21 protein-coding genes are annotated in these 25,214 nt (G+C 43.5%); 5 read left to right on the top strand and 16 right to left on the bottom strand.

Features of this window, described 5'->3' with window-relative positions:
* Nucleotides 1-73: 73 nt before the first annotated feature.
* From dapC to DKT75_RS20315, 3 genes are all read right to left on the bottom strand, one after another.
* Nucleotides 74-1,270, bottom strand: coding sequence for a succinyldiaminopimelate transaminase (gene dapC, locus DKT75_RS20325; RefSeq protein ID WP_109826440.1), 1,197 nt, complete (start codon nt 1,268-1,270; stop codon nt 74-76).
* A 110-nt stretch (nt 1,271-1,380) separates the two neighbouring features.
* Nucleotides 1,381-2,541, bottom strand: coding sequence for a DUF1501 domain-containing protein (locus tag DKT75_RS20320; RefSeq protein ID WP_109826438.1), 1,161 nt, complete (start codon nt 2,539-2,541; stop codon nt 1,381-1,383).
* A 17-nt stretch (nt 2,542-2,558) separates the two neighbouring features.
* A complete protein-coding gene (locus tag DKT75_RS20315) occupies nt 2,559-3,854 on the bottom strand; it encodes a DUF1800 domain-containing protein (protein WP_109826436.1) in 1,296 nt (431 codons plus the stop codon).
* A 358-nt stretch (nt 3,855-4,212) separates the two neighbouring features.
* On the opposite strand from DKT75_RS20315, the gene DKT75_RS20310 reads away from it, so the two are divergent.
* Nucleotides 4,213-6,444 (top strand): ankyrin repeat domain-containing protein kinase, encoded by a 2,232-nt coding sequence (locus tag DKT75_RS20310; protein ID WP_109826434.1) that lies wholly within the window; start codon nt 4,213-4,215, stop codon nt 6,442-6,444.
* Nucleotides 6,445-6,543: 99 nt separating this feature from the next.
* Here DKT75_RS20310 and DKT75_RS20305 read toward each other — a convergent pair whose 3' ends face one another.
* From DKT75_RS20305 to uvrB, 11 genes are all read right to left on the bottom strand, one after another.
* Nucleotides 6,544-9,327, bottom strand: coding sequence for a valine--tRNA ligase (locus DKT75_RS20305; protein ID WP_109826432.1), 2,784 nt, complete (start codon nt 9,325-9,327; stop codon nt 6,544-6,546).
* 130 nt (nt 9,328-9,457) lie between these two features.
* Nucleotides 9,458-9,754 (bottom strand): hypothetical protein, encoded by a 297-nt coding sequence (locus DKT75_RS20300; RefSeq protein ID WP_109826430.1) that lies wholly within the window; start codon nt 9,752-9,754, stop codon nt 9,458-9,460.
* 12 nt (nt 9,755-9,766) lie between these two features.
* A complete protein-coding gene (locus DKT75_RS20295; RefSeq protein ID WP_109826428.1) occupies nt 9,767-10,186 on the bottom strand; it encodes a DNA polymerase III subunit chi in 420 nt (139 codons plus the stop codon).
* Nucleotides 10,186-11,652 carry a leucyl aminopeptidase gene (locus DKT75_RS20290; protein WP_109826426.1) on the bottom strand — a complete coding sequence of 489 codons (1,467 nt, stop codon included), beginning with the start codon at nt 11,650-11,652 and terminating at the stop codon, nt 10,186-10,188. Before DKT75_RS20290 ends, DKT75_RS20295 begins: the two co-directional genes overlap by 1 nt.
* Nucleotides 11,653-11,701: 49 nt before the next feature.
* On the bottom strand, nt 11,702-12,433 hold the full coding sequence (locus DKT75_RS20285) for a CPBP family intramembrane glutamic endopeptidase (RefSeq protein ID WP_109826424.1): 732 nt from the start codon (nt 12,431-12,433) through the stop codon (nt 11,702-11,704).
* Nucleotides 12,433-12,873 (bottom strand): RDD family protein, encoded by a 441-nt coding sequence (locus DKT75_RS20280; RefSeq protein WP_109826421.1) that lies wholly within the window; start codon nt 12,871-12,873, stop codon nt 12,433-12,435. Before DKT75_RS20280 ends, DKT75_RS20285 begins: the two co-directional genes overlap by 1 nt.
* Nucleotides 12,873-13,460 (bottom strand): anthranilate synthase component II, encoded by a 588-nt coding sequence (locus DKT75_RS20275; protein ID WP_170310690.1) that lies wholly within the window; start codon nt 13,458-13,460, stop codon nt 12,873-12,875. Before DKT75_RS20275 ends, DKT75_RS20280 begins: the two co-directional genes overlap by 1 nt.
* Entirely contained in the window at nt 13,457-14,956 is a 1,500-nt protein-coding gene (gene trpE / locus DKT75_RS20270) for an anthranilate synthase component I (RefSeq protein WP_109826419.1), read from the bottom strand. Before trpE ends, DKT75_RS20275 begins: the two co-directional genes overlap by 4 nt.
* A gap of 199 nt (nt 14,957-15,155) precedes the next feature.
* Entirely contained in the window at nt 15,156-15,854 is a 699-nt protein-coding gene (rpe, locus tag DKT75_RS20265) for a ribulose-phosphate 3-epimerase (RefSeq protein WP_109826417.1), read from the bottom strand.
* A gap of 123 nt (nt 15,855-15,977) precedes the next feature.
* Nucleotides 15,978-16,574: an outer membrane beta-barrel protein gene (locus DKT75_RS20260; protein ID WP_158278931.1), complete on the bottom strand. Its 597-nt coding sequence runs from the start codon at nt 16,572-16,574 to the stop codon at nt 15,978-15,980.
* A gap of 240 nt (nt 16,575-16,814) precedes the next feature.
* Entirely contained in the window at nt 16,815-18,830 is a 2,016-nt protein-coding gene (gene uvrB / locus DKT75_RS20255; protein WP_109826411.1) for an excinuclease ABC subunit UvrB, read from the bottom strand.
* Nucleotides 18,831-18,935: 105 nt separating this feature from the next.
* On the opposite strand from uvrB, the gene DKT75_RS20250 reads away from it, so the two are divergent.
* Both DKT75_RS20250 and DKT75_RS20245 read left to right on the top strand, forming a co-directional pair.
* Nucleotides 18,936-19,553, top strand: a complete 618-nt coding sequence (locus DKT75_RS20250; protein ID WP_109826409.1) for a DUF4124 domain-containing protein — start codon at nt 18,936-18,938, stop codon at nt 19,551-19,553.
* A gap of 34 nt (nt 19,554-19,587) precedes the next feature.
* Nucleotides 19,588-20,214, top strand: coding sequence for a DUF4124 domain-containing protein (locus DKT75_RS20245; RefSeq protein WP_109826407.1), 627 nt, complete (start codon nt 19,588-19,590; stop codon nt 20,212-20,214).
* Between the two features lie 95 nt (nt 20,215-20,309).
* Here DKT75_RS20245 and metG read toward each other — a convergent pair whose 3' ends face one another.
* Together metG and DKT75_RS20235 are read right to left on the bottom strand one after the other, a co-directional pair.
* Nucleotides 20,310-22,346 carry a methionine--tRNA ligase gene (gene metG, locus DKT75_RS20240; RefSeq protein WP_109826405.1) on the bottom strand — a complete coding sequence of 679 codons (2,037 nt, stop codon included), beginning with the start codon at nt 22,344-22,346 and terminating at the stop codon, nt 20,310-20,312.
* A 43-nt stretch (nt 22,347-22,389) separates the two neighbouring features.
* Entirely contained in the window at nt 22,390-23,382 is a 993-nt protein-coding gene (locus DKT75_RS20235; RefSeq protein WP_109826402.1) for an adenosine kinase, read from the bottom strand.
* Nucleotides 23,383-23,606: 224 nt separating this feature from the next.
* On the opposite strand from DKT75_RS20235, the gene icd reads away from it, so the two are divergent.
* Both icd and clpS read left to right on the top strand, forming a co-directional pair.
* Entirely contained in the window at nt 23,607-24,863 is a 1,257-nt protein-coding gene (gene icd / locus DKT75_RS20230; protein WP_109826400.1) for an NADP-dependent isocitrate dehydrogenase, read from the top strand.
* 28 nt (nt 24,864-24,891) lie between these two features.
* Nucleotides 24,892-25,212, top strand: a complete 321-nt coding sequence (clpS, locus tag DKT75_RS20225) for an ATP-dependent Clp protease adapter ClpS (RefSeq protein WP_109826396.1) — start codon at nt 24,892-24,894, stop codon at nt 25,210-25,212.
* Nucleotides 25,213-25,214: the final 2 nt, after the last annotated feature.

Here is a 25,214-nt window from a genome sequence, read left to right as displayed (position 1 = left end):
CGGCAAAGTATACTGTCTAGCGGTACACGATGCTAAATACTGAGCTAAATAGTTGAGTAAGGCTTGTGTGTAGTTACAGCGACTCAATAAAAGTTCTAATACGTTTTGCAGCTTCAATGCACTGCTGTGTCTCAGCAACCAGTGCTAGACGAATTCTATTTTTACCGGGGTTAATGCCGTTAGCTTCACAGGACAGGTAGCTGCCAGGAACAACATTTAGGTTTTGCTGTTCGAAGAGGTCACGAGTGAATTGCACATCATCAATAGGTGTTTTTGCCCAGAGGTAGAAGCTCGCGTGAGGTGTCGGTATGTCCATTACTGGTGATAGTATTTCCAACACGGCTGCGAACTTTTCACGATATAGACGACGGTTTTCTTCTACGTGTTTTTCATCACCCCATGCAACGATGCTGGTCGTTTGGGTGTGTGGAGGCATCGCGCCGCCATGGTACGTTCTATACAATAAGAAAGCTTTAATGAGCGCAGCATTACCCGCAACAAAACCCGAGCGTAAGCCCGGTGCATTTGAGCGCTTAGATAAACTATGAAACACCAAGCAGTGTTTGTAGTCATCATTTCCAACACTGTGAGCGACTTCGAGTAATCCTATTGGCGGCTTACTTTCGTCTAGATAAATCTCTGAATAGCATTCGTCAGAAACGATAGTAAAGTCATATTTTTCAGCAAGTACTAGTAGCTTTTTGATTTCACTTGCAGGTGCGACGGTGCCTGTCGGGTTACCCGGTGTGCACATGAAGAAAAGTTGGCAGTCTTGCCATGTTTGTTCGTCAATTGCATCTAGGTCGGGTAAAAAGCCATTCTCTTCCGTGCAATTTAGGTAAACAGGTTCTGCGCCTGCTAACAATGCTGCGCCTTCATATATCTGATAAAAAGGATTCGGCATTAACACCTTGGCATTAGGCTTACGCTCAATCAGGCATTGTGTAATTGCAAACAGTGCTTCACGCGTGCCGTTTACTGGCAGTGTCTGTGTTTCTTGGTCAACACCATTCTCTGGCAAGTTAAAGCGCTTAATTAACCAGTCAGCAAATGCTTTGCGTAGCTCTGGTTTGCCTTTCGTGCCTGGGTAGCTGGCAATCTCAACAATACTTTCACGCAAGCTATCTAAGATGAGAGTGGGTGTCGGATGTTTTGGTTCACCAATGGATAATGATAGCGGAGTTAGTTCTGGGTTAGGCTGGACGCCTTTTTTCAGAATCGCTATCTTTTCGAAGGGGTATGGCTGGAGACGGCTAAGATCAGAATTCATGGCACTTTAGGTAAGATGCAAAAAGGCGAAGTATACCTTATCTTTAGCGTTTTTGAGCTAAAAAAAGTGCCAACAATGTGGCACTTTTTAAATCGTATCTTAAAACTTAATCAAACAAATGGGATGGTCTTGTGACCTTGCCAAGGGTGATTACCTTGACGCCAGACACGTTGAGCCATCGTCGCATACATTTGACGGAAGTCTGTCGTATGAGCAACGTTACCGTTAGGATCTAGTTGTTCCATGTTCGGGTGTTGTCCATAGAGTCCACCACGAATACCACCACCCATAACAAACTGGGCAGAAGCTGTTCCATGGTCGGTTCCACCAGCGCGATTTTCAGCAGCACGACGACCAAACTCAGAATAACTCATGATAACAATACGATCCCACAAGCCTTGTTGCTTCATCTTGTGTACGAATTGACCTAGCGAATGGTTAACTTGGTAAAGGTTATTGTTATGTCTTCCAGTTTGACCAGAGTGCATATCAAAACCATCTTGAGTAACCTTGTAAACAGGGCAATCAATACCAGCGGTAATCATTTGAGCAACAGAGTTTAGGCTGTGCCCAAAAGCACCTTTCGAATTACTTCTAGTTTTCTGCTTTAAGCTACGAGTCATTTTCTCACGAAGCTGCTGGCCTGCCTGAAATAACTGATGTTGCGTCGTCGTCAGGTGGGCCAGTGCGGCAGTGGAATTTACGGGGGTAACATCTTGTATTGAACGTGATTGGTTCACGAACATTCGCGGGCTTTGCATAGCAACACTATTCATGTTTGCGCTTTGAAGCGGTCCGAGGCTGCTGCCATCTGGACTCACACAAATGCCATGCAGGCCTGCTTTATAATTAGGTAGTACTTGCGACAACCAGCCATCCGAGATGAATTGGTTGGCGTTCGAGCCTGAATCCCAAATATCCATTGAGCGGAAGTGGGACAACACAGCACCCTGATAGCCTAGGCCTTGAACCCATGCCATATCACCTTGATTCCAAACTTTCATCAGTTCGGTCAGGTTAGGGTGCATACCCATATTGCCTTGAGCAAGCGTTAGTACGCGCTTTTCAGGAATGTGGATAGTCGGGCGCAGTTTTTTGTACGCTGGGTCTCTATAAGGTACCAGTGTATTGAAACCATCATTACCGCCTTTTAGTTCAACTAAAACAACGATTTTTTCAGGAATACTGCCATTTGCCGAAAATGCTAACTCAGGTGCTAGTCCAGCTGCTGACATTAGACTTGAGTATTTTAAAAATTCTCTACGATCCATAATATATACCTCAGCAGTTAACTAACTTGATAAGCAGGGTCTAGTACTAACGCTCTAACGAGACGTTGACGACCAGGCTGTGTTGGGAGGGGATGCAGTGGCTTAACAGGTATTAACCACGCCATAAGCTCCTCGTCGCTACACTCAGGCATATGCCTCATGAATAGCGGGTCGTGTTTCCCTCGCAAGTTACCGCGGGTTAAATTGGTCATTAGGCCGCTTCGGCGCATTAATGATTGTGTACTGATCCATGACTCACCGCCATCCCAGCCTTTAACACTTGGCTGAGCAAACAACGACTGACCCATTAACGATAAGTTATGTGCAAGGTTGTTTTTACGTAGACGGTATGGAAGCGTTCTCATGGTACCGATCGCAAGCTCTACGGGTGACTTGATCAGTCCACCCATATTTGCCGGATGCCAAAATACATCACTCGTTAACACGGCTGTGAGCAGTGTTTTGATGTCGTAATTTGATGTGCGGAAAATGTGTGCCCATTTACGTGTATAACCAGGGTTTGGTCGCGACGTGTTGATGAACTCTTTCCACATTTTCTCAGCAATAGTTTCTGCTGTGCGCGGGTGTTGTAACAAAATCTTAAGGATATCGTCGCCGTTAAAGTTGCCACGCTTACCCATAAAGGTTTTAACACCCGTATCATGTTGCTCTGGACGATTAATGAACTTACCCGTGCGATCATCAATGCTCCAGCCAGTAAAAGCACGTGCAGCGTTTTTGATGTCGTTTTCAGAGTAGTAAACTGTGCCACCCATGGTGAACAGCTCTAGTACTTCACGCGCAAAGTTTTCATTTGGATCGTCTTTAATGTTGCTGTAACCATCAAGGTAAATAAGCATTGCAGGGTCTTTCGATACGGCCATTAACATGTTGCCGTAGTTACCCAGTGCATTTTTACGGAGCATCACATTTTGATGATACAGTGCGCTCGGTTGCTTTGTGCCTGCGATGGTAGACGGAAAGTGGTTACTCCAAAACAGTGTCATTCGCTCAAGGAATGGTGTTTTGGTTGTCAGCATATGATTCGCCCACCAGGTTTGTAGTGCGGCACCTTCATTTTTCGACATGCGCATCATGTTGCGCTGTCTGCTGACTGACTTTCGGTTTCCAACAGTTTTTGTCCAAGACGACGTTCTTGGTGGTCTTGGAAGTGTGTAGTCGACATAACTTAGCGTATGAGCGACAGCGTCGTTCATTGTTAAGTTTTTATATCGTTGGATAGTTGCCCATTCTGCACCCATACCTGTTCTAGATACCAAGTGCCGGGCTTTAACTAAGCCTAGTTTCCCCATTTTATAACGCTCGCATTATTTTTGTTATTGTCCTTGTCAGACAGTAACTGATTAAATTGGTTCATTGGTAAATTATATATTGTGTAGGTTGAAGTGATGTTTATAGCACCTAATGAATCGATATGATTTATTTTTAAACATATTAATGTTTTTAAAAATTGTGTACAATGTAGGCAATAAATTTTGTATACCTAATAAAAACAAATAGCTACAATATATATGAACCTATATTCTCTGCTACCTACCAAACTTGCAAGGATACTAACAATAAAACGCTTTTTTTTCTGTTACGGTTTAGAAAGCTATGATTAAAATATGTTAATCTCACCCCCGATTTACTGCATATCAAGGATGAAGCATGCAACAACCGATTAGCGCAGGCACGGTTATAAGTCACCGATATCAGATACAAAAGAAGATTCACGATAACACCTTTAATTCGTGCTATCTCGCGGAAGACACTGAAAATAGTAACCGCTTAGTGATGCTCTCACTACCCCGTATTGAGTTACTAATCCTACCAGACTTCACACCCGCTTTTGATGAAGTCTGTGTGAAATTAATGAGATCGTCTTTCCCAGGGCTACTTAAAGTGCTTGGGCATGGCGAATACAATTCACAGCCTTATGCTGTGCTGCAATATGTCACGGATGAGACATTGGAGCACGTACTAGGGCGAAAACGTATTTCTGAAACGAAAGTTGATATGGACTCAGTACTAGATTGGGCAACCCCCTTAGCTAGTACTTTGGATGAGTTACATGAGTCTGGTTATGTTCATGGTAGCTTGAAACCTTCTTCTGTATTTATCGGTTCACAGAAAATTTTGATGGGTGACTTCATTACTGAATATGCCCTTCAGTTAATGGGTAAGTTCAAAAACGGTATTACTACGTTAAACGTAGATCAGTACTTGTCACCTGAGTACCTCAAGAGTGCTTACACTGCAAATTACGATCAATATCTACTAGCTACCATGGTTTATGAAGCGTTGGCAGGTAAAGTGCCTTTTGCTCGCACCAAAGGGGGTGAAGACTATCGTATGCAGGTAGCGACTCATGTCTCTCCTTTGTTAACCGCACACCGTCCTGAATTAAAGTCAGTGTCTGACGTGTTAGCAAAAGCGATGAAGCGTAAACCGACAGACCGTTATAAGTCGTGTCGTGCATTTATTTCGCAGTTACAGGAAGCACAGGCCGCTGAGCCACCGAAGCCACCACCACAGAAGCGAGTTGTGATTACGACACCTTTTTCTGATGAGCCGGAAGAGGACGAAGAAGCTATTGTGACTTCTATTAGAGCGACGAAGCAGCGCTCCGGTAGTAAAAAGGGTTTAGTTTGGCTAGGTGTTTTGTTTGTTACTGGTGGAGCTGCTGCTTATACCGCAGTTAATTATCCTCAGTATTTTGGGCTTGATGCTCAAAAAGAAGCTGCGCCTGTTGTCGTGCCAGTTTCAATTGTGCTTGCGCCAACTTCTACTCCTGCTGTTACGCAAAGTGTACCTACTGCAACTGCTGTGTCTACCGATGTTATTAAGGTAGAGACTGTAGCTTCTGGCGTTGACAGTGCTTCTGTTTCTCCTTCACCAGCTGAAGCTGTTACTGAGAAAGAAGAATCAAATCAAGTAGAAGTATCAAATCAAGTAGAAGTATCAAAGCAGCTAGAAACACCATCACCAAAAACGACAGAGAAAGAGGTTTTAGGAGATGAGACTGTAGATGACTTACAGCGTGTTATTAGTAAAGCGTTGGATACGGGTAGTGAGAACTTTAAAGTAACGACTGCCGCAAAGGAAAGCAAAGCGGTTTTACACAATGATTTAGATAAGGCTGTGATACAGGCGTTACTAAATGGACAGGAGGCCTTTGCCAAAAAGACTGCTGTTGAAAAAGTTGATGTAGATAATACTACTGATCCTGCTAGTCCAGCACTCAAAGCGGTTGATAAGAGTAAAGTCGGTGAGGCTGAAGAAGTCAATAGCACTCCAGCGGCTACTTCGGACGTTAAAGAAACGGTTGCCGCGGTTGATGGAGAAAAGCCTCTTCCTGCTTCTGTGGTTACTAACGAAAGTGGTGATACTTCTGCTACTCAAGCGACTGAAGAAACTGCGACAGTCAGTGTTAAAGAAGCCCAAATTTTGGCACAAGCGGGTGTTTCTGCGCCGGTTGAAGCGACACCAGCGGTACAAGTGCCTGCAGTTGTAAAAGCACCTGTTGATCCATTGGTGGCAAAGCAAGCAGAGCGTAAGAGGTTGCAGGTTTTAAAGCAGCAGAAAATTTCACGCATCAAAGGCATTACCGATGACTGTACGATTGGTGGAAAGATACTTAAGCAAGCGTCTTTAGGAAATCTTGCTTATGTTAAAAATTGCCTATCTGTTGGTGTTTCAGCGAATCTCAAGCAAGGTAATGGTTGGAGTTTGTTACATGTCGCAGCACGTGGCGGTAGTCTAAATCTTTGTAAGCTACTTCTTGCTAAAGGTGCGATTGTTAATGCTAAAGCGCCCAATGGTCAAACTGCGTTAGATATGGCTATTTCGCTTCGAAAGGATAGAGTGGCTGCTTATTTAATTACTCGTGGTGCTAAGTAGGTAGAGATACTACTTAGCATAGACGGTAACGTTGAATGATCAGAAACAAAAAAGGCCCAGCAAATGCTGGGCCTTTTTAATGCCTATTGAAACAATAAATTACATCGCTTCAATCTTTACCAATTGCTGCTGAAGTTGATCAAGTGCTGCTTGCTGTTCATCAGCTTGCTTTTGAACTTGAGCGACAACATTCTCAGGTGCTTTGTCAGTAAATGCTGGGTTATTTAAACGTCCCAATACACCTTGTAAGCTCGTGTTGATCTTCTCGATTTCACGATTCAGTCGCTTTATTTCAGCGTCCTTATCAATCAATCCAGCTAACGGGATTAAGATCTGCATATCACCAACGAGGGCCGTTGCCGACTCCGGTGCAGTCTCATCGCTAGTTAGCCACTTCACAGGCTCTATCTTCGCTAGGGACAGGATTTCACGGGTACAGCTTGCATACAACGCTTGATCTTGTTCCGTCCAGTTAGCAATTAAGATAGGTAAAACTTTGCCCGGCTTAATGTCCATTTCTGAACGAATCTTACGAATGCCGACAATAAAGTCTTGAGCCCATGTCATACCACTTTCAGCTTCAGCATCATCCAAACTATTGTCAGCAACTGGATAGCTTTGTAGCATGATGGTGTCATCAGTGATCGCTAGTAGCGGCTTGATGTCTTGCCAAATTTCTTCAGTGATATACGGCATGATTGGGTGTAGTAAACGAAGAATAGATTCGAATACAGTGACCAATGTGTAGCGTGTACCGTGCTTAGCAGAATCACTTACGTCATCTGCAAACAATACTGGCTTAGATAGCTCTAGGTACCAATCGCAATACTCGTGCCATGTGAACTCATACAGTGCTTTTGCCGCAAGGTCAAAACGATACTTCTCAAAGTGCTCAGCAACTTCAGCAGAGGTCTTTTGAAGGCGAGATACAATCCAGCGATCTGCTTGAGATAACTCACGGTTTGGATTATCTAGACCAATATCTTTGTCTTCAGTCTGCATCATTACATAACGCGCACCGTTCCAAAGCTTGTTACAGAAGTTTCTGTAACCTTCGATACGTTGCAGGTCAAAACGGATGTCACGACCAGTCGACGCAAGTGCTGCAAAGCTAAAGCGCAATGCATCAGTACCAAACGCTGGGATACCATCAGGGAACTGCTTAAGCGTTGCTTTTGCAATGCTATCGCGCGTGTGATCCTGCATTAGATTTTTGGTGCGCTTCTCTAGCAAGTCATCAAGGGTGATACCTTCGATAACGTCTAGTGGGTCAATTACATTACCCTTAGACTTGGACATCTTCTGTCCTTCAGCGTCACGGACTAGACCGTGCATGTAGACTTCTTTGAATGGTACTTCACCATCCATAAACTTCAGACCAAACATAATCATTCTGGCAACCCAGAAGAAAATGATGTCAAAGCCAGTAACCAATACGTTTGTTGGGTACCATGTTTGAAGGGCTTCAGTTTTGTTTGGCCAGCCTAGTGTAGAGAAAGGCCAAAGTGCTGATGAGAACCAAGTATCTAGCACGTCAGTGTCTTGACGCAGTGCTAACTCAGAACCAAGTGAATACTTTTCACGAACAGCGGCTTCGTCTTTACCAACGTAAACTTTACCAGAATCGTCGAACCATGCTGGGATTCTATGTCCCCACCAGATTTGACGAGAAATACACCAGTCTTGGACATCGGTCATCCAACTGAAGTACATATTTTTGTAGTTATCAGGTACGAACTTAATACGACCAGATTCAACCGCTTCGATCGCAGGGCCAGCGAGTGGCGCAACTTTTACGTACCACTGATCTGTCATGTAAGGCTCGATTACCGTACCTGAGCGATCACCACGTGGAACCATTAATTTATGATCTTTAACAACATCAAGTAAGCCAAGCGCATCTAAGTCAGTAACGATTTTCTTACGAGCATCGAAACGATCCATACCGATATAAGCTTCCGGTACTGTGTCATTCATCTTAGCGCTATCATCAAAGATATTGATAACTTCAAGGTTGTGACGTGCGCCAACTTCATAGTCATTGAAGTCATGAGCAGGGGTGATCTTAACGCAACCGGTACCTTTTTCAGGGTCAGCATAGTCATCGCCAACGATAGGGATCAAACGACCTACTAGCGGTAGTTTGATGAACTTACCAATAAGGTGCTGATAGCGCTCATCGTCAGGGTGGACTGCAACACCACTATCACCAAGCATTGTCTCTGGGCGAGTCGTTGCAACAATCAGGTGCTCATCTGTCGCGTTACCTTGCTCATCTGCAAGCGGGTAACGGAAGTGCCACATGTGACCGTTTTCTTCTTCGTTTAGTACTTCGATATCTGACAATGCAGTGTGAAGTACTGTGTCCCAGTTAACTAGGCGCTTACCACGATAGATAAGACCTTCGTCGAATAACTGTTCGAATACGTTACCAACAGAGTCAGATAAACCATCATCCATAGTAAAGCGTTCACGAGACCAGTCAGGTGAAGCACCTAGGCGACGTAGCTGTTGTGTAATTTCACCACCAGACTCTTCTTTCCAGTCCCAAACACGCTCAACAAACTTATCACGACCTAAGTCATGACGCGTTTTGCCTTCAGCATTTAGTTGGCGTTCGACGACCATCTGTGTAGATATACCCGCATGGTCTGTACCTGGCTGCCAAAGCGTATTATCACCTTTCATGCGGTGATAACGAATCAGCGAATCCATGATCGTATCTTGGAATGCGTGGCCCATATGTAGCGTGCCAGTAACATTCGGAGGTGGGATCATGATGCAGTAAGGATCACCTGTGCCAGACGGTTGAAAGTAGCCCTGAGATTCCCAGTGCTTATACCAACGTTGCTCGATGTCCTGTGGGTTATACGTTTTATCCATGCGAATACAGTCTGATAGTCATCTTGAAAGATGAAATTATAGCCCGAATCACTGCATAGATGCAGTGATTATTCGCATTTGGGTTATCGTGTATTGATTCTTTTAAATGTATAAGTGACGTACTTAAAAATTAAGAGAGTTCTTTGTTTTTACTGGGGGTTTTATTGCCTTTGATTCTCTTAACAGGTGGTGTTCTTGTTCTACTGGCTTCAGCACGGATAGCATGGGCGCGGCTTTGTGATCCCATTGTATCTTGGCCAATTGCTGATTCTAATTCATCGATTCGTGAATTTAGGTCATCAACGTAATTTCTGTTCTTTGATTTTCCGGCAGCATTAGACTGTTGACGAAGCTCAGGGTTACCTGGGACAACAAGGTCTGACACAACTGGAATGTACTCGGATGCTTTCGACGGGGGATTCGACATCTCTATAACTTCCTACAGTTGATAGTACTGCAAATTATAGCCTCTATCTCGATAATAGGCATATCTTTTACGACCATCGGTTAAAATATCGGGGGTTTGATCAAGAATCTCTGCCATCTTTGTAAAGCGGGAGAAAAACTTGGGTTGTTCATTCGATAGATTAATTAAGTAGTCACAGTCCTCATGAGGTTCATAATCATGAGAAATTATTATGCGTTCCTTGTCTGCATTTTCGATAATGGCATGCGGAATAAAACTGGTAGGACTGAAGCTCCACAGTAAATCATCCAGTTGACGAGACGTGATAAGAGAGTCTGTGTGGATGTGGATATGGTAGCCACGGTCGTATGCTTTTTGTGCCACACGGCAGGCTAAAAAAAGCCTACCGTGTAGATTGTCTTGCTTACCGACATAAAAACTAATTTCTGTCATTAGGCCTGATCAATTAAGAATTGAGTCAGTAGTGGAACAGGGCGTCCAGAGGCTGCTTTACCTGTCCATGCTGTACCAGCAATGTCTAGGTGAGCCCAACGATAGTCTTCAGTAAAGTGACTTAGGAAGCATGCCGCAGTAATTGTACCGGCAGTACGTCCACCGATGTTGCCAATGTCAGCGTGCTCACTCTTCAGTAGCTTCTTGTACTCATCGTTCATTGGTAATTGCCAAGCTTGGTCGCCAATACTTTTACCTGACACCATGATCTCATCAGCAAGTGACTGATCATTAGCAAGTAGGGCGCAGATCTCGTGACCTAGAGCGACAATACAAGCACCTGTTAGCGTTGCAATATCAATCACTAAACGAGGCTTGTACTTGCCTGCATAAGTCAGTGCATCACAAAGCACTAAACGACCTTCAGCATCTGTATTCAATACTTCGATTGTTTTACCAGACATTGATTTAACGATGTCACCTGGCTTAGTCGCGCGTGCACTAGGCATGTTTTCAGCCGCTGCTAAAATACCAATGACGTTAATAGGTAGCTTCATCTCTGCAATTGCTTGGATAGTACCGGTAACACTAGCAGCACCAATCATGTCGAATTTCATTTCGTCCATGTTTGCGCCGGGCTTAATTGAAATACCACCCGTATCAAATGTCACGCCCTTACCAACAAGTGCAACGGGTGCTGAATCATCACCAGCACCGTTGTATTTGAATACAACCAGTTTTGATGGTTGATCACTACCATGACCTACTGATAAGAAAGAGCCCATTCCAAGCTTTTCCATGTCAGCTTCTTCAAGAATCTCAACATCCAGTGCGTCAAACTCTTTAGCCATACCTAATGCTGTTTCAGCAAGGTAAGTCGGTGTGCAAACATTACCTGGTTGGTTGGATAGATCGCGAGATAATTTAGAGCCATGCGCCATAGCGGTTGCTTGCGTAAGCGCGGTATCTGTATTGGCAACGTCACCACTAAAAGCAATCGTCATCGATACTAGTAATGATGGCTTACTTTGCTCTGACTTATGAATGTTAAACGTGTATTGCTTATCAGCGACTGCAAGAATCGCTTGCGTGACTGCTGCAGCTGAATCACTTGCTAAATCATCACCTAAGAAGCTAGTTGCGCTTGTAATAGAATCAGTAGGTAGTGCTGCAATCGCCGCACTAACACATTTCTTAAGTGCGAAAGCATCAAAAGCTTTTTGCTCACCACATCCGACTAATACAACGCGTTTAGCAGTAACACCTGCAACGCTATAAAGTGTGTGAACTTGTTCTGCTTTACCTGTGAAATCACCAAACGCAAGTAGTTCAGAAATCGCGCCGTTTGATGCTTCATCAATAGATTTTGCAGCAGCAGACAGTTGCTTGTCTTTGTAGATCGCGATTAATAAGCAATCGCCAGCGGCATCCTTTGCAGAAAGGTTACTTGTAACTGAGTAGTTCATTCGGTATCCGTTTTATTTGTTGTTAGCATGGCGCTTATTGTGCCATGTTTTAGTTGAATATGGCCATTTCTAGCACGGCAAAAAAGTTAAATGTACCGTGTAGTGTGATAGGTAATAAGAGTGAGTGACTGGCTATACGCGCGACGGCTAATATAATGCCGAAAACGAAGACAGTGATCAGGTCAAATGTGCCGTATTGGGTGTGTATCACGGCCCATGCGGCTGCACTAAAAACAATTGCTGCCCCTGTACCGAGGTGGCTTTGTTGTAGTCCTGAAAAAAGGAAGCCACGAAACAAACATTCTTCAAAAATGGGTGCGGCAATAACCACGGCAATCAGCAGTAACACAACGTTGTCACAGCTTTCCCATAGTCTCTTCATGAAGTCAGACGTTTCATGCGAAATGACATAAGCAAATAGGCTCGTGATGGCGATAAAGGCGATCATCACTAGCTGCCAGTTAATCAGATCTCTTTTGGTGTACGAGTAAAGTGATAGATACTGTTTTATGCTCAAACTGCGTAGATGAATAATCAACAGTAAAAATGCCGTAGCAGTGATGGCACCGATGATACTAACCAAACTAACCGCAGTGGCATCAGAACTCATGATTTTTAATAGCGCAGACCTTTCCATTTCTGGAAAGTTGGCCATTTGAGAGTCAGTATAGTGTTGCAGTGCTGAGGTTTGAGCAAAGAGAAAAACAACCAGCGTCAATAAGGTAAACACGATAGTTTGCCAAAGTGGAATACTCGGCGCTGGTGCAGTGTTTTGATCCATTACTTAATGTCGATAATATTTGAGTGAGAGGCCTTATCGTGCCAAGTACGTTTGTTCTTATCGACGAGCATCCATAGGTAGCCAGCACCGCATGGAATCCAGCTAATCAAGGAATAAAAAAATCGAAAGAAAGCCTGAGTCCATGTAACAGGTAAGCCGTTGTCTTGTACTAGTTTAATTTTCCAAGCGCGCATGCCGAGCGTTTGACCGCCATGCGTCCAGAACCATGCGTAAAACACAAAGCATAAGACCATAATGTAAACGAAGAATATTTTGGCAGTTTTCGAGCCTGCTTCTACGTTCTCAAGACCAAAAACGCTTTGTACGATTACCATGCTGAAAAAGCCAAACACCAACACAAAAGACAGTGCTAATAATGCGTCGTAAAACATGGCGCAAAGGCGCTTAACAAAGCTAGCGGGTGGGTAGGCTGGATCCATTAGCGTGTCTCGGCTGTTAAGAAGTTTTTAAGCATGTCATGGCCGTGTTCACTCAAAATAGACTCTGGGTGAAATTGCACGCCTTCAATATTTAGCGTTTTATGACGAATACCCATGATCTCATCCATTGAGCCATCTTCATTTTCGGTCCAAGCAGTCACTTCCAAACAGTCTGGGAGTGTTGCAGCCTCAATGACTAATGAGTGATAACGCGTTGCCGTATAAGGGTTATTTAAACCTTTAAATACACCTTTGTCAGTGTGGTGCATCAAGGATGTCTTACCGTGCATGATTTGTTTTGCACGAATAACGTTTCCGCCAAATGCTTGACCAATGGCTTGATGACCCAAGCACACGCCAAATAATGGAATCTTGCCAGCAAAGGTTTCAATCGTTTCTAAGCAAATACCTGCACCAGACGGTGTACCCGGACCCGGTGAAAGCATAATACGTTCAGGCGCCATTGCTTTAATGTCATCGACCGTGATTTGGTCGTTACGGTGTACTTCAACATCCGCGCCTAGCTCGCCTAGGTATTGAACAAGGTTATAGGTGAATGAGTCATAATTATCTAGCATCAAAATCATGAGATTTCTCCTTCATTTTTTTCGGCATTATCTAAGCCTGCAGATACTTCGCTAACGGCTGAGAAAATAGCTCGTGCCTTATTCATTGTTTCATCCCACTCGGACTGAGGTACAGAGTCATAAACGATACCTGCACCGGCTTGGACATACAGCATTTCGTCTTTAATGACCGCAGTACGGATAGCAATGGCCGTATCCATATTGCCGTTCCATGAGAGGTAACCGACTGCGCCAGAGTAAATACCGCGTTTAGTTGGCTCTTGCTCGGCAATAATTTCCATCGCACGAATCTTTGGCGCGCCACTAACCGTTCCTGCAGGGAAGGTTGCACGGAGTACATCCATAGCACTCATGCCGTCTTTCAGCTTACCGTTGACGTTAGATACGATATGCATAACGTGCGAATAACGTTCTACTAGCATGTTCTCAGTCAGTTCTACGGTGCCTATTTCACTGACTCTACCTGCATCATTTCGACCGAGATCGATCAGCATCACATGTTCTGCGATTTCTTTAGGGTCAGATAATAGATCTTTCTCAAGTGCAATATCTTGTGCCTTATCAACACCTCGTCTACGAGTGCCGGCAATAGGGCGAACCGTTACTTCATCATCTTCTAAACGCACTAAAATCTCAGGTGATGAGCCTACAATTTGGAAGCTATCCAGTTGTAAAAAGTACATATAAGGAGAAGGGTTTAAACTGCGTAGCGTGCGGTATAAGTCCAAAGGGCGTGCTTTGAATGGAATGCTCAAGCGCTGGGACAAAACTACCTGCATGATGTCGCCTTCACAGATGTACTCGCGACCTTTGCTCACTGCTGCTTTAAACAACTCTTCTGGGAACTCAGAAACGAAGTCTTCTTCTTTAACCTGTGTATAGTGTTCGGCACGATCAAGAGGATAGACCATTGGCTCACGCAGCTTCTCGTAAAGTTCTTGCAGCCTTGTTTGTGCTTGATCGTAACCATCCGCATCAGCATGAACGACGAGATATAGTTTGCCGGCTAAATTATCAAAGACAACCACCTCATCTGACACCATCAATAGGATGTCAGGTGTGTTGATAGGATCTTCTTTTTTAAAAGCGGCAAGCTTTGGCTCAATGTAACCAATCGTTTCATAGCCGAAATAACCGACTAAGCCACCCGTGAAACGCGGTAGCTCTGGGATTTCTGCAACTTTAGAGGCATTTTGACGATCTTCAATCCACGCAAGCGGGTCTTCAACCGTAAATTTCTCACGGCTAACACCGTCAATTTGAATATCGATTTCTTTTTCGTGAATGTGGATAGTCTCACGAGCAGGCAGCCCAATAATGGAATAACGACCCCATTTTTCGCCACCTTGAACGGATTCAAACAAGTAGCTATAAGGCGCATTAGCTAGCTTAAGGTAGGTGCTTAATGGGGTGTCTAAATCCGCTAGTACTTCACGAACTAATGGGATTTTGTCGTAGCCTTGCGCAACGCAAGCCTGAAAAGTATCTCTTAACATAAGTATAAACCTGTAAAAACATGTGTATTTGGGTGAAAGTTCGCGCTAGTCGAGCTTCACCATCGCCAATGCTTGTACAGATCTAATAACATCATATGTTTTCCGAGTTGATTTGACATGAGTCTAACTTTTCCGATTAATGTTGTCACGGGGATAATCGCCTATGGGTCTTGCCTGTAAATCGTGTTTGTTTATGCCTCTATGAACTGACTGTTGCTAGCTGCTCTCTAAGCTGACGACAAACAGTGTCGTAGTGGTTTGGATCAGTCTTATCTGCTGCACCAAAAATAGCAGAACCTGCAACAAAAGTATCCGCACCAGCGGCTTTTATTTCAGCAATATTGTCTATCTTAACGCCACCATCAATTTCCAGTCTAATATCTAAACCTGAATCATCAATACGCTTACGTGCTTGTCTTAGTTTATCAAGCGTACCCGGTATGAAAGATTGACCGCCAAAACCTGGGTTAACTGACATTAGTAGAATCATGTCTACCTTATCCATTACATAGTCAAGTACATCTAGTGATGTTGCAGGGTTAAAGACTAAACCTGCTTTACAACCATGGCTCTTGATGAGCTGTAGTGTACGGTCAACGTGCTCAGAAGATTCTGGGTGGAAGGTAATGTAGCTTGCGCCCGCGTTAGCAAAGTCAGGAATGATTCTGTCGACAGGTTTCACCATGAGGTGGACATCAATATCGGCTGTTACACCGTGCTTGCGTAGTGCTTCACACACTAATGGCCCAATGGTTAAGTTAGGAACGTAGTGGTTGTCCATGACATCAAAATGCACGATGTCAGCACCTGAGCGTAAAACATTATCAACTTCTTCACCAAGACGAGCAAAGTCAGCGGAAAGAATAGAAGGGGAGATAAGATCGATTTGGCGTGCCATGGTAGTCATTCCTAGCATTTTTCAAAAGAATGATAATGTACTAGAAATAGCAGCTTGTTGCATAGACAAAAACAAGAAAGGCAACCATTTAGGCTGCCTTTCTTAATATCGGTCAAATGAGTTTTATAGTGTTTCTAGCTCAATACCTAGGCTCATTGTTGTAACGTCTGTTTTTCTACCACCTGCTGTCTCAACGTCAGAGATTGACTCCCACTCAGCACGAAGTTTCATTGTTTCGTTTAGACGTACTTTTGCGCCAAAGCCGTAGTTGATGCTGAAGCCATCTTCGTCACCGTCGCTGTTATTGCTAGTCCAGCGCGTTGCGCCGATCTTTCCTAATGCTTCAACAGAGTCATTAATTTCATACTTACCAACCGCAGAGATAGATAGCGCATCGATTTCAGCCGTTTCTCTTCCTGCTTCGCCTTCACGGTTTAGATCGCCAATGCTGTTATAAGCGACTTCAGCATCGATCATGTCATTAATCTTGTAACCACCGTATATTTTCCAAGATGTGTCGTCTTCAGTGCAGCTAGATGATGTACCACAGTAGTCATCAGCTTCTGATTGGCCAAATGCGCCACCAAAGAATACGTCTTCAAAGAATTCACCACCTTGAGTGCTAGCGTTGTTCACTTCAAAGATATTTGCGTGTGCTGACATCGCACCAAGTAGAGGAATTAGAGCAACTGCTAAACCAATTTTTTTTATAGTTTTCATGGTTGGGTCCATATTGTAGGGGGGTTATTATTATTTTTATGTAACTTTATTACCAGCTCTAGTCTTTACTAGAGATCTAATAATAGGATTTACGGGTTGATATTGTAAATGATTCCAAGATGAACGGATTGACCACTAATCTTCATCTGTTTTGTTTTATTGACTATAGGTGGGGTAAAGCATGACTAAAGCCGTGGCGTGATCAGCTTTAGTCATACTGCTAGAAAGTGTTGTTTAAAGTTAGCCGCTTAACAAGGTTTGCTCTCGAAGTTTGGTGATCTCATCACGCGTTCTAGCCGCTTCTTCAAACTCTAGGTTTTTAGCATGCTTAAACATATCCTTTTCTAACTTGGCTATCAGCTTGATGGCTTTTGCAGGAGTGAGTGCCCGGTAGTCTGTTTCTGACTCAGCGACTTTCTTGCCTTTATCCGAACGGCCACCAGAGCGACCTTTGCTATAGGCGCCTTCCATGATGTCAGCAACGCGCTTATGGATAGTTTTAGGCGTGATGTTATTGGCTGTGTTGTGCGCGATCTGTTTCTCACGACGACGATCTGTTTCATCAATGGCTTTCTGCATTGAGTTGGTAATGCGGTTGGCGTATAAGATTGCCCGACCTTCTGAATTACGTGCTGCACGACCGATGGTTTGAATTAAAGATCGTTCAGAGCGAAGGAAGCCTTCTTTATCTGCATCTAGAATGGCGACAAGGGTCACTTCGGGCATGTCCAAACCCTCACGGAGTAAGTTAATACCGACTAAGGCGTCAAACTCACCAAGGCGTAAGTCACGTATGATCTCTGTTCGCTCTACTGTATCAATGTCCGCATGTAAGTAACGTACCTTAATGTCATGTTCCATTAAGTAGTCGGTAAGATCCTCAGCCATTCGTTTAGTTAACGTGGTAATTAACGTTCGTTCATTTTTAGCCGCACGTATATTGATCTCTGACATCACATCATCAACTTGAGAGTCTACAGGACGAATTTCTATGGTTGGGTCAATCAAACCGGTCGGTCTGACTACTTGCTCTGCTACATTGTCACTGTGTTCGTTTTCATAGTTACCGGGTGTCGCTGATACATGAACAGCTTGAGGTATTAAACGTTCAAACTCTTCAAATTGTAAGGGACGGTTATCTAAGGCAGACGGTAATCTGAAACCATATTCAACTAAGTTATTCTTCCTTGATCGATCGCCTTTATACATTGCCCCTATTTGCGGGACGGTCGCATGAGACTCGTCTATTACAACCAAAGCCTCTTCAGGTAGGTAGTCGAATAAACACGGTGGAGGTGAGCCGGGAGGTCTTCCTGAGAGGTAGCGAGAGTAGTTTTCGATACCTGAGCAATAACCTACTTCCATGATCATCTCAATATCATAAAGGGTACGTTCTTGCAGTCGCTGTGCTTCCACTAGACGTCCATTGGCATGAAGTACCTTAAGACGTTCTCTTAATTCATCCTTTATCTTATCTACGGCACCTACTAAAGTTTCACGGGGGGTTACATAGTGAGTCTTAGGGTAGATAGTGAGGCGAGGGACTTTGCGTAGCACTTCTCCTGTTAATGGATCAAAGTAGCTTAAGTTCTCAACTTCATCATCAAATAGTTCAATGCGGACCGCTTCAATGTCTGAGTCAGCAGGGTGGACGTCGATGACTTCCCCACGCACGCGGTAGGTACCACGAGACAGTTCTATGTCGTTTCGTGTGTACTGTAATTCTGCGAGGCGTCGTAGGATGCTTCGCTGATCGATTTTTTCACCGCGATCAAGGTGGAGTATCATCTTCAAATATGAGTCAGGGTTACCCAAACCATAGATGGCGGAGACCGTTGCAACGATAATTACGTCTTTGCGTTCTATTAAGGCCTTTGTTGCGGACAGCCGCATTTGCTCAATGTGTTCATTTATCGACGCATCTTTTTCAATAAAGACACCAGAAGCAGGGACATAGGCTTCTGGTTGGTAGTAGTCGTAGTAAGAAACAAAGTATTCCACAGCATTGTTGGGGAAGAATTCTTTCATTTCCCCGTAAAGCTGTGCGGCTAGCGTTTTATTGTGAGCCATTAGGATGGTGGGGCGCTGTGTTTGCTCAATGATATTGGCAATGGTAAATGTTTTACCTGAGCCTGTAACACCTAATAATGTTTGATGCAGAAGACCGTCATTAAGCCCATCCACAAGTGATGCTATAGCTGTTGGCTGGTCGCCAGCAGGCTGAAAATCTGTGTGCAGGTCAAATCGTGTTGTCATAGGGTTTTCCGATAGCGCTCATGCATTCGTCGGAATATGCATGACCCAATCTGTCTCTATTGATAGGATGGAACGTAATACTAACAATTATAACCCCCCATTATCATGACTTCTATTAAGCTTACTGCTTTAATTTTTATACTTGCTAGCTCTGCTGCTGATGCTAGTTTATTTCGCTGGGTTGATGAGAGTGGGAAGGTGCATTTTTCTGACAAAATTCCACCATCCATTGCTCAAAAAGGACATACCTCTTTAAACAAGCATGGTATCGAATCTGAAGTGGTTAGCTCTTCTGCAGAGTTAAAGCGTCAGCAAGAAGTACACGAAAAGAAAAAAGAAATTGAGACTGAAAAAACGGCAGCTATGCTAGTCGAAGAAGAACAAAAAAAGAAAGATGACATGTTACTTTCAACGTATGACTCACGCGGAGAGTTAATGCGTGCGTTTAATAACAAATTATCACTGATTGATCAGAGTGTTGAGATCTCTACGGCTAGAGAAGAGAACTTGGTGCAGAAGCTGAAAAGACTTCATAGGAAGCATAAAGCGTCAAAGAGCGAAATGAACCGGATGACATTGTCACTCCAGATTGATAATGCAGAGAGTACGTTGGCGGATTATAGAGCGCTTATACTGTTGAATAGAACAGATAAGAAAATACTGACAAAGCAGTATAAAACTACGCTTTCACGTTTTGATGACTTAACACAAGCAAGCGAATAATTTCGCAGTCTTGTCGCTAATAAAAATAATTATAATGAAAATTCTTTATTTAACAACAGCACTAATTATGCTCGCTTCTTTGCCTGTACATTCTGGCTTGTATCGCTGGGTGGATGCTGATGGCAAGGTTTACTATAGCGATGTGGTCCCACCTGATGTGGCACAGAGTGGTCATACTAAGCTGCGCCAGAATGGAATGGTCGCAGAAACAATTGAATCAGCTGAAGCTCGCAAGCGTAAAATCAAACTCGATCAAATCAAGTTAGCGCGTGATGCGGTTGAGAAGGAAGAGCAGAGACGTAAAGACTTGCAAGAAATGAGAGATACTCAGTTACTTGCTATGTTTGCGAGTACAGAAGAGTTAATTAAAATTTACGAAAGTAAACTAGAGATGACTGATGGCAGTGTTGCTATTTTGAAGACTAGACATAAAAAATTATCGGAGAAGTTATCTGATATAGAAGCGCGATACGAAAGAATGGTGAACCCTAATACTAAGAATATGTTGGGTATTAAAATAGACACTATTTTGGATGATCTTCATGTCTATCAGCAGGCGATTACTGAGAACCTTATCGAGAAAACTAAGATAAAGAAGCGGTATAGAAGTGACTTGGAGCGTTTTGAGCAGCTTAGTGCTAAAAAGAAGAAAGTTAAGTAGTCGTTCTTTAGTGCTTATCACAATCAAAGAGGGCTAGAGGCTTTGTCAGCACTCTAGCCCTATAAAGATAAATGACTAAGATATTCTCAGTCGTTTTACTTAACTCTCATACCTGCTTCAGCGCCAGGGTCTGGTTGAAGTATAAATAGGTCACTTCCTCCAGGGCCTGCAGCTAGAACCATGCCTTCTGACATGCCAAAACGCATTTTACGCGGGGCTAAGTTAGCCACCATGACTGTTTGCTTGCCAACTAATGACTCAGGGTCGTAAGCTGACTTAATACCAGCAAACACTTGGCGTTTCTCACCACCGATATCTAACGTTAAGCAAAGTAGCTTATCAGCACCTTTTACGTGATCAGCTTTTTCGATTGTTGCTATACGAAGGTCAACCTTATCGAAATCTTCATAGGTGATTTCAGGTTTGATCTGGTCATCAGTCAAATGCTTGCTAAGTTCAGGTTTGTCAGCTGCTGCCGCTTGAATCGCTTCCAACACTTGCTTGTTCTCGTCGAGCATCGCTTCAATCTGTGTAGGTTCAATACGCGTCATTAGTGCTTTAAACTTTCCAAGCTCATGATTAAGCAATGGTGATTGAGCTGACGTCCAATCCATTTCACCTGCATTCAAAAACTTTTCAGCGTTTTCTGCAAGCTCAGGCAATACAGGTTTAAGGTAGCAAAGCAGGGCGCGGAACATGTTCACACCTTGTGTGCAGATACCTTGTACTTGATCTTTAGTTTCTTCGTCCTTGATTAATACCCAAGGCTTGTTCTCATCAATGTACTGATTAGCAAGATCTGCCAATGCCATGATTTGACGCATTGCTCGGCTGTACTGACGTGACTCATAGCTTTCTGCAATTTCATCGCTAGCTGCTGTGAATTTTGCATATAGCTTAGGGTCTGGTAGCTCAGCTGATAGTTTGCTGTCAAACTTCTTGTTGATGAAGCTAGCACAACGAGAAGCGATATTGACAACCTTACCCACTAGGTCGCTGTTAGCGCGCTGCTGGAAGTCTTCTAGGTTTAGATCAAGATCATCAATCGTATTATTTAGCTTTGAAGCAAAGTAATAACGAAGTTGTTCCGCAGGTAAGTGATTCAAGAACACACGTGCTTGAATGAACGTACCGCGAGACTTAGACATCTTCTCGCCATTCACTTTCAAGAAACCGTGGCAGTTTACGCTTGTAGGTAAACGGTAACCCGCTGCTTCAAGCTGTGCTGGCCAAAATAATGTATGGAAATAAGCGATATCTTTACCGATGAAGTGATGAACTTCAGCTGTTGAGTCTTTCGCCCAGTAGTCATCGAAGTTTTCGCCGTTCTTGTCGCACAGGTTCTTAAATGAAGCTAGGTAGCCAATTGGCGCGTCTAGCCATACATAAAAGTACTTGTCTTCAGTGCCCGGGATTTTGAAACCCCAGTAAGGCGCGTCACGAGAAATATCCCAATCAGAAAGGCCATCTTCAACCCATTCATTCATTTTATTAACGACTTCTTTCTGTACTGAGCCGCTGGCTAGCCACTTCTCTAAAAACTCTTTAAAGTTGCTTAGCTTGAAGAAGTAATGCTCACTGTCTTTTTCAATCGGTGTTGCGCCTGTCACAACAGAGTATGGGTTTACAACTTCGGTATTCGAATAAGTCGCACCACAGACCTCACAGTTATCACCGTACTGATCTTTTGCGCCACACTTAGGGCATTCACCTTTGATGAAACGATCGGGTAGGAACATTTCAGCTTCAGGGTCGTAAGCCTGCTTAATCACACGTGTGTCGATATGACCTGCTTCTTTTGCCGCGAGGTATACCTGCTCTGAAAGAATACGGTTCTCTTCCGAGTGAGTCGTGTGGTAGTTATCGAACTGGATATTGAAACCCGCAAAATCCGCGCGGTGTTCCGTATTCATATTATCAATCAATTCTTGAGGCGTGATGCCTTCCTGTTGAGCGCGCAGCATAATCGGTGTGCCATGTGCATCATCCGCACACACGTAGTAGCAGTGATTGCCGCGCAAGCGTTGGAAGCGTGCCCAAATATCAGTTTGAATATATTCAACCATATGGCCAATGTGTATCGGGCCATTTGCATAAGGAAGTGCGCTGGTTACAAGAATTTTACGAGTCATTTTCAATATCCGTGTTGTTTCGGCTTGTATCTGTTGGAGTATATCAGCAGTATTTTGCGATCAGAGTTTGTTGCTCTGCTTTCTCAAGGCGTGTACCGAAGCGAGAAACAATAATTGAAGCTGCTTCGCTTGCTAGGTTACCCGAGTGTAGATCACTAAAGCCGTGTGTTAGACCAAACATGTAAGCACCTGCAAACATATCGCCCGCACCATTAGTGTCAACAGCTGTTGTTGGAACAGAAGCAATTTTAACACGCTCGCCGTTTTTAATGATTACAGCACCCTTGTCACCAAGTGTAAGTACTAATGTACCTGCTAGTTTCTCTAGTTCAGCGATAGCGTCATCAAGGTTATCTTTGCCTGTGTATGTTGTTGCTTCTTCTTCATTACTGAAAAGAACATCAACACCACCGTCAAGAATTTCAGTCACGCCATCCTTGAAGTAAGTCACCATTGCAGGGTCAGAGAAAGTGATTGCTGTTTTAACGCCATTCTCTTTCGCTACTTTACGTGCAGCCATAACTGCGTTGCGAGAAGTGTCTGACGTAACTAAGTAGCCTTCAACATAAATGTACTCAGATTTCTTAAGTGCATCTAGGTCTAGTTCATCTGCAGAGAAGTCTGAAGTGATTCCTAGGAACGTGTTCATTGTTCTTTCAGCGTCAGGTGTCACCATCACAACACAATTACCGGTGATACCTTGAGACTTAACCGCACCTAGCGCTGTTGTAACGCCCGCTTCTTCCAAGTTTTCTTTGTAGAAGTTACCGTCAATATCGTCTGCAACCTTACACGCGTAAAAAGAGTTTCCACCTAAGTTACTCACGGCAACGATGGTATTTGCTGCTGAACCGCCACCTGTACGCTTTTTAACGCCATAAGATGATGTTAAATTCGCTGATATTTTTAATTTTTGTTCTTCATCAATTAGCGTCATTAAGCCTTTTTCGATGTTATTTTCCTGTAAAAAGCTTTCTTCTACTTCAAATTCCATGTCAACAAGTGCATTACCAATGCCGTAAACGTGATAACTCATATTCTTTTCTCTATTGAATTTTGTGAATGGGGGACTATATTAAAGCATTATGCCGTCATATAAACGATTAGTTTTATGATTGAATTTTATTATAAGAGTCAGAATAAGTATCAGTAATACAAATAATGACGGGGATTCATTGTGCGATACTTTAGGGGGTTGGCTTAGTCTCTGTAGCGAGGGTTTTCGCGAAATGAATTTTAATAGACAATTAGGAGTATAAGATGGGATTTCAGCATATTATTGCGCCTGCTCAAGGCGAAAAAATTACAACAAACGCAGACTTTTCACTAAACGTACCAAGCAACCCCGTTATTCCTTTTATAGAGGGTGATGGAATCGGTGCTGATGTTACCCCTGTTATGAAGAAGGTAATTGACGCTTCTATAGCAAAAGCATATGGCGGCAATCGCAAGATCGAATGGATGGAGATTTTTGCGGGTGAGAAGGCAAATAATCTATACGGTGGTGACACTTGGTTACCTGAAGAGACGTTGGATGTCATTAAAGATTATGTTGTTTCTATTAAAGGACCACTTACTACGCCTGTTGGCGGCGGTATGCGCTCTTTAAATGTAACGATTCGTCAAACGTTGGATCTTTATACTTGTCTACGCCCTGTACGTTATTATGAAGGTACGCCGAGCCCACTGAAAGACCCGACTCAAACTAATATGATGATCTTCCGTGAAAACTCAGAAGATATCTATGCAGGTATTGAGTGGGAGCAAGGTACACCAGAAGCTGAGAAAGTTATTAAATTCCTTCAAGAAGAAATGGGTGTCACTAAGATTCGTTTCCCGGAGACTTCAGGTATTGGTGTAAAGCCGGTTTCTAGAGAAGGAACAGAGCGTTTAGTGCGTAAGGCTTTTCAGTATGCTATCGATAATGACCGTGAAGTTGTTACAATAGTACACAAAGGCAATATAATGAAATTCACTGAAGGTGGATTCAAGGCTTGGGGTGTTGATCTTGCTGTTAAAGAATTTGGTGCGACATTATTAGACGGTGGGCCTTGGTTATCCTTTAAGAACCCCAATACTGGTAAAGATATCATCCTTAATGATGTGATTGCAGATGCGTTCTTACAGAATATCTTGTTATATCCTGAGAAGTACTCAGTTGTTGCTACACTGAACTTGAATGGTGATTACATCTCAGATGCGCTAGCAGCTCAGGTTGGTGGTATCGGTATCGCACCAGGTGCTAACTTGTCTGACAATATAGCTGTATTTGAAGCTACTCACGGAACTGCACCTATGATTGCTGGGCAAAATATAGCAAATCCTGGGTCTATTGTTCTGTCTGCTGAAATGATGTTGCGCCACATGGGCTGGTTAGAAGCTGCTGACCTTGTAGTAAAAGGTATTTCTGGCGCTATAACCGCAAAAACAGTAACCTTCGATTTTGCGAACGAAATGGATGATGCAATAGTTCAAACAACTGCAGAGTTCGGTGATCGCATTATCGATAATATGTAAATAAAGTTCCGGAGAGCTGGGAAGAACGATGGCAGATAAGCATGAGATAGATGACGATTCTGGTTTGGCGGTAGAGGAATCCCGCCCAGAAGTTAAAGAACCAAAGCGTTATAGCGTTATACTAGTGAATGACGACTTTACTCCTATGGAGTTCGTCGTGGAGGTACTAATGGTGTTCTTTAGTCTTGATCATGAGGCTTCTACACGAGTCATGCTAAACGTGCACCAAAAAGGCAAAGGCGTTTGTGGAGTCTTCACTAGGGAGATTGCAGAAACCAAAGTCGTTATGGTGAACGAGCATGCTCGTGAGTCCCAGCACCCTTTGTTATGTACCATGGAAGAGGCCTAAGG

This window comes from Leucothrix arctica (assembly GCF_003172895.1).
In the GTDB taxonomy this organism is placed as follows: Bacteria; Pseudomonadota; Gammaproteobacteria; order Thiotrichales; family Thiotrichaceae; genus Leucothrix; species Leucothrix arctica.
The sequence above is the reverse complement of the archived record's forward strand: the minus strand, read 5'-3'. Positions and strand labels throughout refer to the sequence as shown.